General features: G+C 73.0%; 13 protein-coding genes and 1 tRNA gene. 9 read left to right on the top strand and 5 right to left on the bottom strand.

Going from position 1 to position 11503, the window contains the following annotated elements; all coding sequences use genetic code 11:
* Positions 1 to 29 precede the first annotated feature (29 nt).
* Positions 30 to 629 carry a sigma-70 family RNA polymerase sigma factor gene (locus ACIP98_RS16515; protein WP_319663823.1) on the top strand — a complete coding sequence of 200 codons (600 nt, stop codon included), beginning with the start codon at positions 30 to 32 and terminating at the stop codon, positions 627 to 629.
* Entirely contained in the window at positions 626 to 1636 is a 1011-nt protein-coding gene (locus ACIP98_RS16510; RefSeq protein ID WP_401976444.1) for a CU044_5270 family protein, read from the top strand. Before ACIP98_RS16515 ends, ACIP98_RS16510 begins: the two co-directional genes overlap by 4 nt.
* 16 nt (positions 1637 to 1652) lie before the next feature.
* Here ACIP98_RS16510 and ACIP98_RS16505 read toward each other — a convergent pair whose 3' ends face one another.
* From ACIP98_RS16505 to ACIP98_RS16495, 3 genes are all read right to left on the bottom strand, one after another.
* Positions 1653 to 2387 carry a siderophore-interacting protein gene (locus ACIP98_RS16505; RefSeq protein ID WP_401976442.1) on the bottom strand — a complete coding sequence of 245 codons (735 nt, stop codon included), beginning with the start codon at positions 2385 to 2387 and terminating at the stop codon, positions 1653 to 1655.
* A gap of 244 nt (positions 2388 to 2631) precedes the next feature.
* Positions 2632 to 4857 (bottom strand): family 2 encapsulin nanocompartment cargo protein terpene cyclase, encoded by a 2226-nt coding sequence (locus ACIP98_RS16500; RefSeq protein WP_401976439.1) that lies wholly within the window; start codon positions 4855 to 4857, stop codon positions 2632 to 2634.
* Positions 4858 to 4998: 141 nt separating this feature from the next.
* The gene (locus ACIP98_RS16495; protein ID WP_401976437.1) at positions 4999 to 5481 is read right to left on the bottom strand and encodes a hypothetical protein; all 483 of its coding nucleotides are present in this window, start codon (positions 5479 to 5481) and stop codon (positions 4999 to 5001) included.
* A gap of 129 nt (positions 5482 to 5610) precedes the next feature.
* Between ACIP98_RS16495 and ACIP98_RS16490 the strand changes: the two genes are divergently transcribed.
* Positions 5611 to 6237, top strand: a complete 627-nt coding sequence (locus ACIP98_RS16490; RefSeq protein WP_401976435.1) for an HhH-GPD-type base excision DNA repair protein — start codon at positions 5611 to 5613, stop codon at positions 6235 to 6237.
* A gap of 2 nt (positions 6238 to 6239) precedes the next feature.
* Here ACIP98_RS16490 and ACIP98_RS16485 read toward each other — a convergent pair whose 3' ends face one another.
* Positions 6240 to 7796: a helicase HerA-like domain-containing protein gene (locus ACIP98_RS16485; RefSeq protein WP_401976432.1), complete on the bottom strand. Its 1557-nt coding sequence runs from the start codon at positions 7794 to 7796 to the stop codon at positions 6240 to 6242.
* 97 nt (positions 7797 to 7893) lie between these two features.
* Between ACIP98_RS16485 and ACIP98_RS16480 the strand changes: the two genes are divergently transcribed.
* Together ACIP98_RS16480 and ACIP98_RS16475 are read left to right on the top strand one after the other, a co-directional pair.
* Positions 7894 to 8190, top strand: a complete 297-nt coding sequence (locus tag ACIP98_RS16480; RefSeq protein ID WP_319134963.1) for a type II toxin-antitoxin system VapB family antitoxin — start codon at positions 7894 to 7896, stop codon at positions 8188 to 8190.
* Positions 8191 to 8357: 167 nt separating this feature from the next.
* Complete coding sequence (locus tag ACIP98_RS16475; protein WP_319663812.1) at positions 8358 to 9035, top strand: LytR C-terminal domain-containing protein; 678 nt, start codon at positions 8358 to 8360, stop codon at positions 9033 to 9035.
* A gap of 89 nt (positions 9036 to 9124) precedes the next feature.
* On the opposite strand, the gene upp is transcribed toward ACIP98_RS16475, so the two are convergent.
* Positions 9125 to 9760, bottom strand: a complete 636-nt coding sequence (gene upp / locus ACIP98_RS16470) for a uracil phosphoribosyltransferase (protein ID WP_319663810.1) — start codon at positions 9758 to 9760, stop codon at positions 9125 to 9127.
* A 157-nt stretch (positions 9761 to 9917) separates the two neighbouring features.
* Here upp and ACIP98_RS16465 point away from each other — a divergent pair, with 157 nt between their 5' ends.
* The 4 genes from ACIP98_RS16465 (at position 9918) to ACIP98_RS16450 (ending at position 11468) form a co-directional block, all read left to right on the top strand.
* Positions 9918 to 10118: a hypothetical protein gene (locus ACIP98_RS16465; protein WP_401976428.1), complete on the top strand. Its 201-nt coding sequence runs from the start codon at positions 9918 to 9920 to the stop codon at positions 10116 to 10118.
* A 222-nt stretch (positions 10119 to 10340) separates the two neighbouring features.
* Entirely contained in the window at positions 10341 to 10883 is a 543-nt protein-coding gene (locus ACIP98_RS16460; RefSeq protein WP_319663808.1) for a tRNA adenosine deaminase-associated protein, read from the top strand.
* 32 nt (positions 10884 to 10915) lie between these two features.
* Positions 10916 to 11371, top strand: coding sequence for a tRNA adenosine(34) deaminase TadA (tadA, locus tag ACIP98_RS16455; protein WP_319663807.1), 456 nt, complete (start codon positions 10916 to 10918; stop codon positions 11369 to 11371).
* 10 nt (positions 11372 to 11381) lie between these two features.
* Positions 11382 to 11468 (top strand) — tRNA-Ser (locus ACIP98_RS16450).
* Positions 11469 to 11503: the final 35 nt, after the last annotated feature.

Below are 11503 nucleotides of genomic sequence, written 5' to 3'. Positions count from 1 at the left end.
ATCGGGGCCATGTCGGACACCAAGCGGTCATGAGCACGGACGAGACGCACAGCGAGGCGTTCGCCACGGCCTACCGCGAGCACTACTGGGCGATCTGCCGCTACATCGCGCGGCGGCTGGACGGCCAGGAGCAGGACGAGGTGGAGGAAGTCGCCGCGGAGGTCTTCGCCGTCGCGTGGCGGCGCCGCCGCGAACTCCCCGGGCAGCCGCTGCCCTGGCTGTACGGCGTGGCCCGCAACTGCCTCGCCAACACCGTGCGCGGCCGGAGCCGCCGCCGCAGGCTGCTGGACCGGGTAGGGAACCACGAGACGGCGCACGGCACGCACCTCGTGCCGAGCCCCGACACCGAGCGCCCCGGGGCGTGGGTGCACGAGGCGCTGGAACGGCTGCCGGACACCGACCGGGAGGCGCTGCGGCTGACCGCCTGGGAGGAACTCGACGTCGGCGAGCTGGCGGTCGCCCTCGGCTGCGGCCGGAGCGCGGCCGCCATGCGGCTGCACCGCGCGCGGCGCAGGCTGCGCGAGCAGATCGACCGCATGGGGATGTCGGTGGCGGCGGGCGCGGCGCCCCACGGCGTACAGGCCGCACCGGCCACGCGGAACACGGGCGAAGGGGAGTCACGGCGATGACCGAAGAGCGGGACCTGGAGCTGCTGAGGCAGGCCGACCCCGTACCGGCGGGCGATCCGCGGTGGGCCGACCGCCCCCTGGACGCGCGCGCCGAGCACGCGCTGCGCCGGCTGATGCGGCCGGCGCCGGCGCGGCGGCGCCGGCGCGTGCCGCGCGTGGTGCCGGCCGGCGTGGCGGCGGCCGTCGCCGTCACCGCCGTCCTGGCCTTCACCCTGTCGGACGCGGGCAGCACGCACGCGGTCGCGGCGCCCGTCGCGCTGCGGCCCGAGGCCGGTTCCCCGGCGGTGCCGCTGGCCGACATCGCGCGGGCGGCCCGGGACGCCGCCGCGGGCGGGGACACGGCGCCAGGGACACGGGGCGGCACGCACGTGATGTCGTGGAGCATGAGCATGGAGGAGGGTCCCGGCGCACGGCCGCCCGTCACCGTCCCGGAGGAGCGCCTGACCCGGTGGAACGCCGACGGCAGCGGTACCGAACTGGTCGTCGCCACCGACCCCCTGCACCCGGGCGCGCCCGTCATCACCGACCCCGGCGGCGCTCCCCGCACCGTCGCGGACGGCAAGGTGCTGCACCGCGCGTCGTACCCGCCCGGCACGCTGCCGCCGTACGGGCTGTCCGGTTCCGAGCCGCCGCACGACGCCGGCGAGTGGCGCGGCTACCTGCGCGACGTCTACGGCTGCGCCTGCACCCGCACGCAGGAGCTGCTCGACGTGCTGCCCTCGCTGCTGGGCGACTGGACGCCCGGCGCCCGGGACATCGCGGCGATCGACGCCCTGCTGGCCGCCGCGAAGGACCTGCGCCCGGTCGGCGCGATCACCGACCGCCTCGGCCGTCCGGGACAGGCGTACGTCCTCGACACCGGCGTCACCCGCATCATGGTGATCCTCGACCCGCGCACCGGCGGGGTCCTGGGCATCGAGACCACCTTCACCAAGGACGTGGCGGCGTACCGGGTACGGGCCGGCGACGTGATGTCCTACGAGGCGTGGATCCGCGACGCGGACTGACGGGCCGCCCCGCCGCTCACTCCATGCCGCGCTTGCCCGGGCTCCAGAACGGCTTGGTCAGCACCGCCCGGCGGTCCCAGCCGCGTTCGCGGACCAGCACGCCGCGCACCAGCTGCACGGTGCGGGCCTCCCCCGCGACGTAGGCGGCACCGCCCGCCGGGTCCTCCGGCAGGTCCAGCGCCCGGACGGCCTCGGCAAGTCCCTCGGAGGCCGCGGCGGAGGTGCCGCCGCGCAGCCGCCAGGCGAGCCGGTCCGCGTGCGCCAGCGGCAGCCGGTCCTCGGCGGTCGCCGTCTCCACGCAGCCGTGCACGGACGCGTCCCCGGGCAGCGCGGCGAGCATGGCGCCCAGCGCCGGCATGGCCGTCTCCTCGCCCACGAAGAGGTGGTGCCGGGCCTCCGGCCGCAGCACGAACGACCCTTCCGGCCGGCCCAGCCGGACCCGCGTCCCGACCTCCGCCGCCGCGCCCCAGCGCGCGCCGGGTCCCGGTTCCGGGTGCTCCATCACGCACAGCTCGATCGCGCCCGCCGGGTCGTGGTGCCAGACCGAGTACGTCCGCCGGGTCAGCCCGTCCACGTGCACCCGCACCTGCTGCCCCGGCCGGCAGGCCGTCCCGCCCAGCCCCGGGCCCTCGATCCGCAGCCGCCGCATGCGGGCGGCCACCCGCTCCACGGACACGACGGTGCCGTGCAGCAGGAACCGGTCGAGCAACCGGTCCCGCAGCGCGACGCGTTGGGTAATGGACGCGTTCATGGATGGAACTCCTCACCGCCGGGCCGCAGTTGCGGGTCCACCGTAGGCGCCCGGAGACCCGCGCCACCATCGCCCCCTCCGGCGAACCGCGCGTTCCCCCACCGGCCCGGCCGAGGCCCTCCGTTCCGCAGCCCGCCACCGTCCGGCCCCCCGCGCGGCAACCGACGTGTGTCGCACGGGCACTCGTCCGTGCCTCCGGGGGCGGCCCCCGCACGGGCCGCCCCCCTTCCCCCCCGCCGCCGCGCTACCGCGCCCCGAGCAGCGTGACCAACCGGGCCGCCGACGTGCCGAGTCCGTGCGCGCCGGAGGGCATCCGGGGCGAACCGGGCGGCCGGCGCAGTTCCTCCTCCTCGTAGCGGTGGCAGCCGCTGTGCCAGGCCAGGATGCCCGCGAGCCAGTTCTCCAGTTCGCGCACATAGCCGTCCAGGACCGCCCGGGCCTCCGCACCGAGGGCGAAGTCGTCGTACAGCACGGGCAGTTCGTTCGCCGCGACGTGCTGGAACTCCTTCATGCGCCCGGTCATCAGGTCGTGGACCACGGCGAGCGAGGCCGGCTCGTCGCAGCCGAAGAAGTTCTGCACCACCAGCAGGGCGTTGTGGATCTCGCCCTCGTACTCGATCTCCTTCTGGTACGAGAAGACGTCGTTCATCAGGCAGGCGTAGTCGGCGGCGGAGTTCTCCAGCGACCGCATCGGCCCGCTGCGGTAGACCTCGTCCGGCACCACCTGGCCGTGCCCGAGCCGGCACAGGCTCATCGTCAGGTCGGAGCCGAAAGTGCGGCGGCGCATCTCCAGGTAGTCGACGGGGTCGGGGATGCGGTGCTGCGCCTGGTTGGCCAGCTCCCACAGCCAGCTCGCGGTCATGCTCTCGATCGCGGCGCGGAAGCGGCGGCGGGCCTCGGGCCGCATCGGCCCGGCCGTGCGCGCCCACAGATCGGCCAGTCCGCGCTCCAGGGCGTTGACCGGGCAGGGCGCGGGCGTGCCGTCGACCGGCATGAAGGCCGACAGGCGGTCGTTGGCGGCGCGCGCGCCGGCCAGGTCGCGGGTGCGGCCGAAGACGGCCGGGAACCAGTCGTCGGCGTAGGTGCCCCAGGTGAGCCACCCGGAGGTGATGTCCAGCTCCTCGGGGGACGCGTCCGGGTGGATGCCCGCGGCGCACAGCGGCAGGTCGAACGCGATCAGCTTGCGCTCGTCCCACACGAAGGAGAAGGGGACGCCGGGCTGCGGTTCCAGCAGGCCCATCCGGTGCGCCCAGTCGACGATGGTGCGCCGGGCGGCGTCCAGGTGCGGGCTGAGCGTGACCTGGAAGGGCATCAGGAAGTCGGGCGGCGGGACCGGCCCGGTGCGCCGCGGCGCGTGGGTGAAGGCCCGGACGCGGGCGGCCTCGGCCCGCCCGGTGGTCCGCACCGTGCCGGCCGACAGGCCGATCCCGCCGGGCAGCGCGAACGGCGACCAGCCGGTGCGGGCGGGCGCCCCCGCGCCGCCGCCGTTCATGTAGCGGCTGGAGCGCATGTGCCACTCGTGGCCGCCGGACTGCCAGTCCTGCAGGCCCTTGACGTACCCCAGCACGGCCGCGCACTGCGCCGGGTCGAGCCCGTGCTCGGCGACGAGCGGCGGCAGTTCGGTGACCGCGGTGTTCTCGAACTGCTGCAGGCGCGAGGTGAGCAGGTCGTTGACGGACTCCGCCGCCTCCTGGGTCGTGCACCCCAGGAAGCTCTCCAGGACCAGCACGCCGTTGCTGAGCTCGCCCTCCTCCTCCGTCTCGCGCTGGTACGAGAACAGGTCGTTGCGCAGGTGCACCGCGTCGGAGAAGGCGTCCCGCAGCACGAGCACCGGACGCGACCCGGCGATCGCGGCCGGCACCTCGGCTCCGGCCGCGTACTCCACCAGACCCGCGGACCAGGGCGCGCCTCCGACCTTGCGGCGCATCTCGATGTACTCCACGGGGTTGGGCACCCGGCCCGCGTTGATGTTGGACAGCTCCCACAGCGACTCGTTGAGCAGGTGCTCGGTGCTCTCGGCGAACCGCCGGCGCCAGTCCAGCGACATGGCCGGGACGGTGCGCCGCCACAGATCGGCGAGCCCCGCCTCGACCGGGTTCGCGGCCTCGGGCATGCCCTGCGCCAGGTCCATCGGCATGAAGGCGGGCAGCCGGTCCAGGTAGGCCTTGCCGCCGCGGCGGTCCTGGGACCGCTTGAACGTCTCCAGGAAGTGGTCGTCGAAGAAGAACACCCACACATACCAGTCCGTCACCAGGGAAAGTTCCGGTGCCGGGCAGTCGGGATGGGTGTAGGCGCACAGCAGCGCGTAGTCGTGCGCGTCGAGGTCGGCGGTGTCCCAGATGCCCGAACCCTCCAGCATCCCCATGTCCCGCGCCCAGGTGCGGGAGTGCTCCCGCGCCTCCTCCAGATGGGGATTGAGGCGCGCGGGGTACGGCATGTAGAAGTCGGGCAGTTCAAATGGCTGCGTCACGCGTTCAGCGCTACCCGCGCGGGTGGACGCTATCCGGCGTACCGGTCATGCCACACGAAGGGGTGACATCCCGCCCATGACGCCGCGGCCCCGGCGGCGTGGGGACGCCTCCGGGACCGCGGCGCGCTGGGTACGGGGCCGTCAGACCGGGTGGCCGAGCTTGTCGTCCCTGCCGTGGTGACCGTCCCCGCCCAGGTGGTCGTGATGGTCGGGGTGGTCGCCCCAGCCGCGGCACAGGGCCCAGATGATGAAGATGTCGATCGCGATCATCAGGAAGGCCCAGAACGGCGTGTACGGCAGCCAGGCGAAGTTCACCAGGATGTTGAACGCGATCAGCGCCACACCCGCGACCCGCGCCCACCTGGGCGCGCTGGAGAGCAGGGCCGTGCCGACGATGAGGACGAGGACTCCCAGCACGAGGTGGATCCAGCCCCAGGCCGTCAGGTTCCACTTGAAGATGTAGTGGCCCAGCCGGACCCAGACGTCGTCCTTGGCGATGGCGGAGATGCCCTCGAGGATGGCCCAGACACCCGAGACCATCATCAGGACTCCCGCGAACACGGTGCCGCCCGTCGCCCAGCCCGAATGGTGATGCGGCTTGACCGACTGCGTCTGCTGGCTCATCACAAGGCTCCCATCGCGTCGGTGGTGGACACCTCACACGGTCCGCCCGCACCGCCCGGTCGGCCATCGGCACTGGGCCGTTCGGGTGACGCGGGAGCGGCGCCCCGCCGCACGCGGGATCATCGGTCCATGGCAACCACACTCCGGCTGTCCCAGCAGCCCGAGGCCGACGCGCTGCTCGGCCGCAGCCCGCTCGCCGCACTCACCGGCATGCTCCTCGACCAGCAGATCCCGATGGAGTGGGCCTTCACCGGCCCGCACACCATCGCCACCCGCATGGGCCGCGACGACCTGGACGCCCACGAGATCGCGGCCTACGACCCGGAGGCCTTCGTCGCGCTGTTCTCCGAGAAGCCGGCCGTGCACCGGTACCCGGGTTCCATGGCCAAGCGCGTCCAGCAGCTGTGCCAGTACCTCGTCGAGCACTACGACGGCGACGCCGAGGCGGTCTGGCGCGGGGTCGGCGACGGCAGGGAACTGCTGACCCGGCTGGGCGACCTGCCCGGCTACGGCAAGCAGAAGGCGCAGATCTTCCTGGCCCTGCTCGGCAAGCAGCTCGGCGTCACCCCCGACGGCTGGCGCGAGGCCGCCGGCCTCTACGGCGAGGAGGGCTCGTTCCGTTCCGTCGCCGACATCACCGGCCCGGAGTCCCTGGACAAGGTGCGGGCCTTCAAGCAGGAGGCCAAGCGCGCGGCGAAGGCGGCCCGGCCGGCGAAGCCCGCCGAGGCCGCCGCGAAGAAGGCCGGGAAGGCGTAGGCCTACCGGCGCCGCCGCCGCTTGGACGTGCCGAAGAGGGACCGGCTGATCTCGCGCCCGATCTGGGTGCCCACCGAGCGGGCCAGCGACTGGAAGACACCGCTGCCCATCACCTGCTCCACCACCCCCGGTTCCTCCCCGGGCCGCTCCTCACGCTTCCGCGTCGCGGGGGCGGGAGCAGGCATGGGCGTGGGCGTGGGCGTGGGCCGCTCGCTCAGCCGCTCGTACGCCGACTCCCGGTCCACAGCCTGTGCATAGCGCGCGTACCGCGCGGACCCCTTGACCGCCGCGTCCAGCGCTTCCGGGGCGACCGGTCCCATCAGCGAGCGCGGAGCACGCAGCCGGGTGGCGGCGACCGGGGTGGGGGCGCCGTTCTCGCTGAGCACGGTGACCACCGCCTCGCCGGTGCCGAGACCGGTGAGCAGTTCCTCCAGGTCGTACGGGGAGGTCGGGAAGGTCCGCACCGTCGCCTTGAGCGCCTTGGCGTCCTCCGGGGTGAAGGCGCGCAGCGCGTGCTGCACCCGGTTGCCGAGCTGGCCCAGCACCTCGGCGGGCACGTCCTTCGGCGTCTGCGTCACAAAGAAGATCCCCACCCCCTTGGAGCGGATCAGCCGCACGGTCTGCGTGATCGCCTCCAGGAAGGCCCTGCTCGCCCCGGTGAACAGCAGGTGCGCCTCGTCGAGGAAGAAGACCAGCTTCGGCCGGTCCAGGTCGCCGACCTCGGGCAGGTCCTCGAAGAGGTCGGCCAGCAGCCACATCAGGAAGGTCGAGAAGAGCCGCGGGCGGTCCTGCACGGCGGCCAGTTCCAGCACGGACACGGTCCCGCGCCCGCCCCCCTCCGTCGTCCGCAGCAGTTCCGCCGTGTCGAACTCCGGTTCCCCGAAGAAGGGGCCCGCGCCCTCCGCCTCGAACGCCGTCAGCGAGCGCAGGATGACCCCGGCGGTCGCCGGGGAGATCCCGCCGGTCCCCTTCAGCTCGCCCTTGCCCTCCTCCGAGGTGAGGAAGGCCACGACGGCCCGCAGGTCCTTGAGGTCCACCAGCTCCAGGCCCTTGCCGTCCGCGTAGTGGAAGATCAGGCCGAGCGACTGCTCCTGCGTCGTGTTGAGCCCGAGCACCTTGGAGAAGAGCACCGGGCCGAAGCTCGTCACCGTGGCCCGCACCGGGATGCCGGGGCCGATGCCGCCGAGGGCGTAGAACTCGGCGGGGCAGCCCTGCGGCGACCAGTCCTGCCCGACCTCGGCGGCGCGCCGCGCCACGCGGTCGCCCGCCGCCCCGGGCGCCGAGACGCCGGAGAGGTCGCCCTTCACGTCGGCGAGGAAGACGGGTACGCCCTGGGCGGACAGCTGCTCCGCGATCAGCTGGAGCGTCTTGGTCTTCCCGGTGCCGGTCGCGCCGGCGACGAGCCCGTGCCGGCTGAGCATGCCGAGCGGGACGCGGACGGGGGCGTCCGGCAGGCACCGCCCGTCCCACAGCAGCGCCCCCAGATCGAGCGCCGGTCCGGTGAAGGCGTACCCCTGGGCGATGGCCCGCGCGGCGTCGGGCGTCGTCGGCGTGGTCATGGGCTGCTCCGCTGCTCCCGCTATCACCGTATTTGCCCACCATCGCACTCCTGCGCCATTGCTGCGCCCGTACGCCCTTGCCCGGTAGGCTTTCCGTGTGATCTTCAAGCGCATCGGAAACGGGCGGCCGTATCCCGACCACGGCCGGAAAAGCACCCGTGAATGGGCGGACGTCGCCCCACGTCCGGTACGCCTCGACCAGTTGGTCACCACGAAGGGGCAACTCGACCTGGAGACCCTGCTCGCCGAGGACTCGACGTTCTACGGGGACCTGTTCGCGCACGTCGTGAAGTGGCAGGGCGACCTGTACCTCGAGGACGGGCTCCACCGCGCCGTGCGCGCGGCGCTCCAGCAGCGGCAGGTGCTGCACGCGCGCGTGCTGGAGATGGACTGAGCCCGGACCGGTCCCGGGCGCCCCGGATGGGCCAACGGGTCCCGGCGAGCCGGTCCTGACATCCGTTCAGCCGATTGTTGACCCTTTCGGGTTCAAGTCGTCCCGATTGGCCGCGATTGGTTGATCGTTTAGTAGGCCAAGTCGGAATCCCGCACTACGCTGCGCACATGAGCATGCTGACGCCCCCTGGCATGGGCGGGAAGTACCGTGTCACCGGGAACCAGTACCCACGAATGCGCCGTCCACGGAGCAAGTTCCGGATCGTGACGGTACTGGTCACGACCGTCGCCGTGCTCGGCCTCGCCGGCTGGGGCACGCTCCAGCTGGTCGACGTCTTCGACGGCGACGCCGCGGCGAAGGGGAAGCCCGCGCAAGCGGCCAACGCCTCCAAGGAGCGGGCCTGCAAGGCGGTCGCCCCGGCGCCCGGTACCTCCGGCACCAAACCCATCGTGTTCCCCGAACCCGGGCAGCTCACGGTCAACGTCTACAACGCGACCGCCAAGAGCGGCCTCGCCAAGAAGACCGCCGACCAGCTCGCCGCCCGGGGCTTCAAGATCGGCACCTTCGGCAACGCCGACCCCGAGTACGACCGCAAGGTCACCGCGGCCGCCCTGCTCCTCGGCGGCTCCGGCACGAAGGCGGAGGCGGCCATGAAGCTGGTCGGCGCCCAGTTCAAGGGCACCACCACCTACAAGCCCGCGGCCCCCAAGAGCAAGCACGCGGCCAACACCGTCGACCTCATGCTCGGCAAGGGCTTCACCACCCTGGCCGCAGACCGGGTCGTCGAGCGGAACCTCGTCGTCCTGGCCAAGCCGAGCGCGGCCCCCCGGCCCGCCGGCTGCTGACGCTCCCGTAGGCCCGGCACGGACGTCAGGGCGGTACCGGACCCCCGCGGGGGTCCGGTACCGCCCTGACGTATCGGTGAAGGAGCCCGCTAGCCCGCGGTGCCGTAGAGGCGGTCGCCCGCGTCGCCGAGACCGGGGACGATGTAGCCGCTCTCGTTGAGGTGGCTGTCGACGGCGGCGGTGACGACGGTGACCGGCTTGCCCGCCAGCGCCCGCTCCATGGCCTCGACGCCCTCCGGGGAGGCGAGCAGCACCACGGCCGTCACGTCGTCCGCGCCGCGCTCGATCAGCAGGTCGATCGCGGCGATCAGGGTGCCGCCGGTGGCCAGCATCGGGTCCAGCACGTACACCTGGCGTCCGGACAGGTCCTCCGGCATGCGGGTGGCGTAGGTCTTGGCCTCCAGCGTCTCCTCGTCGCGGATCATGCCGAGGAAGCCGACCTCGGCCGTCGGCAGCAGGCGCACCAGGCCCTCCAGCATGCCGAGACCGGCTCGCAGGATCGGCACGACCAGCGGCCGCGGGTGGGAGAGCCGTACGCCCGTGGTCCCCGCCACCGGCGTGGTGATGTCGACCTGCTCGGTGCGCACGTCACGGGTGGCCTCGTAGGCGAGCAGGGTGACCAGCTCGTCGGCCAGCCGTCGGAAGGTCGGCGAGTCGGTGCGCTCGTCGCGCAGCGTGGTGAGTTTGTGCGCCACCAGGGGGTGGTCGACGACATGGATCCGCATGCCCCCGACTTTAACGTCGCCGCCGCCGCGGGGCAGAAACGGGCGCCCGGAGCCGCTGTGCAAGGGGCGGCTTTGAAACCACACTGGAAGGGGAAGGCGAGCCCCTACGCCCGGACTGTCCCGACCGGGCCCCGCGGATCACTTGAGGTGGTGCCCCATGGCGGAGCACGACAATGGTGGCGCCGACGCGAGCGACGCCCGTACGCAGCAGGAGCGCGATGCCGAGCGCAGAAGGCGGCGGGCGATGTTCCTGCGCGAACTGAACGAGGCCAAGGAGCTCCGCGACCGGGTGCAGCCGCGCAGGGCGCGCGCGGCGCGGGCGCGCCAGCAGATGCGGATGCGCACCTTCCGCTGGTAGGCCACCGGGACGGGCGAACCGCCCGCGCCGGAAGGGTTCCCGCGGGTCCCCGCAGGCCGCCGCAGGGAAAAAGCCGGAAGCCCTGGCACGCGGCACGCGCGGAAGACCCTTCGCAAAGCCGAGGTTTCTGCCACGATGCCGAGTGTGGGCGGGGACCCCCGAGCTGATCATCCGGCTCCCGCCCGAAAGTCCGGACGGCCTGAGACCTGTGGGAGAGTCACGGTGTATTTCGCCGCACTGCTCGCGCGCACCGAGGACGGTTGGGAAGCGCGCGAGACCGATCTCGACGATGTGGAAACCCTCGGCGACCTGACCGAGGTGGCCCGCTCCGCCTCGACCGAGGAAGATACGGTCCTGGTCTTCATCGAGCAGGAGGACGCCTGGTTCGGCGTCGTCCGCGTCGACGGTGAGGAGGACCCCCGGATCTACGTGTCCGACGCCGCCGCGGCGGCCCGCAGCTCCTACGGAGAGATCCTGCTCACCGACGAGCTGCTCGGCCGCGACCCGGAGGACCTGGACGAGATCGTCGACCTCGACGGCACCGAGGAGGGTGACAGCGAGGAACTCGACGACGACGTGGTGCCGGGGCCGACGGAGGTGCACGTGCCCGTGGGCCCGCTCGGCGACGCCGAGCTGCTCGTGGACCTGGGGATGAGCGACAAGGAACTGCTGGCGCTCAGCGGCGACGGCGCGCTGACGGGCGAGGCCCTCGGCGAGATCGCCGACTCCCTGGGCTGTGCGGACGTACTGGAGGCGGTCCGCTGACCGACCCGATCCGCGACCCCTGGGCCGGGCCCATGCGGCTCGCTCTGCACGAAGCGACGCTCGCCCCGCGCACCGGCGACGTGCCGGTGGGCGCGGTCGTGCTGTCCGCGGACGGCACGGTCATCGGCCGGGGCCGCAACGAGCGGGAGGCGGTCGGCGACCCGACCGCCCACGCGGAGGTCATCGCGATCCGTGAGGCCGCCAGGACGGCCGGTTCCTGGCGGCTCGGCGGCTGCACGCTGGTGGTGACCCTGGAGCCCTGCACCATGTGCGCGGGCGCCGTGGTCCTGTCCCGGCTGGACCGAGTCGTCTACGGCGCCCTCGACGAGAAGGCGGGCGCGGCCGGTTCGCTGTGGGACCTGGTCCGCGACCGGCGCCTGAACCACCGCCCTGAAGTGATCTCCGGGGTGCTCGCGGAGGAGTGCGGTGACCTGCTCACCCGCTTCTTTCGCACAAACGATTTCGGAGCACACCCGGACGTCCGCTAAGCTCTCCCTCGGTAGCGTGTCCGAGCGGCCTAAGGAGCACGCCTCGAAAGCGTGTGAGGGGGCAACTCCTCCGTGGGTTCAAATCCCACCGCTACCGCTCTGAGCAGGAGAACGAGGGGCCCGGCAGCTTCG

Source organism: Streptomyces sp. NPDC088354 (assembly GCF_044753585.1).
Taxonomy (GTDB): domain Bacteria; phylum Actinomycetota; class Actinomycetes; order Streptomycetales; family Streptomycetaceae; genus Actinacidiphila.
Note: the sequence above shows the minus strand (reverse complement) of the source record. Positions and strands in the feature narration are given on the sequence as shown.

Excerpts from the sequence above, each read along its gene's own strand:
- ACIP98_RS16505 (WP_401976442.1), bottom strand. The coding sequence starts at position 2,387 with ATGAACGCGTCCATTACCCAACGCGTCGCGCTGCGGGACCGGTTGCTC.
- tadA (WP_319663807.1), top strand. The coding sequence starts at position 10,916 with ATGCGGCTCGCTCTGCACGAAGCGACGCTCGCCCCGCGCACCGGCGAC.
- ACIP98_RS16490 (WP_401976435.1), top strand. The coding sequence starts at position 5,611 with ATGGCAACCACACTCCGGCTGTCCCAGCAGCCCGAGGCCGACGCGCTG.
- ACIP98_RS16495 (WP_401976437.1), bottom strand. The coding sequence starts at position 5,481 with ATGAGCCAGCAGACGCAGTCGGTCAAGCCGCATCACCATTCGGGCTGG.
- upp (WP_319663810.1), bottom strand. The coding sequence starts at position 9,760 with ATGCGGATCCATGTCGTCGACCACCCCCTGGTGGCGCACAAACTCACC.
- ACIP98_RS16465 (WP_401976428.1), top strand. The coding sequence starts at position 9,918 with ATGGCGGAGCACGACAATGGTGGCGCCGACGCGAGCGACGCCCGTACG.
- ACIP98_RS16515 (WP_319663823.1), top strand. The coding sequence starts at position 30 with ATGAGCACGGACGAGACGCACAGCGAGGCGTTCGCCACGGCCTACCGC.
- ACIP98_RS16475 (WP_319663812.1), top strand. The coding sequence starts at position 8,358 with ATGAGCATGCTGACGCCCCCTGGCATGGGCGGGAAGTACCGTGTCACC.
- ACIP98_RS16510 (WP_401976444.1), top strand. The coding sequence starts at position 626 with ATGACCGAAGAGCGGGACCTGGAGCTGCTGAGGCAGGCCGACCCCGTA.
- ACIP98_RS16485 (WP_401976432.1), bottom strand. The coding sequence starts at position 7,796 with ATGACCACGCCGACGACGCCCGACGCCGCGCGGGCCATCGCCCAGGGG.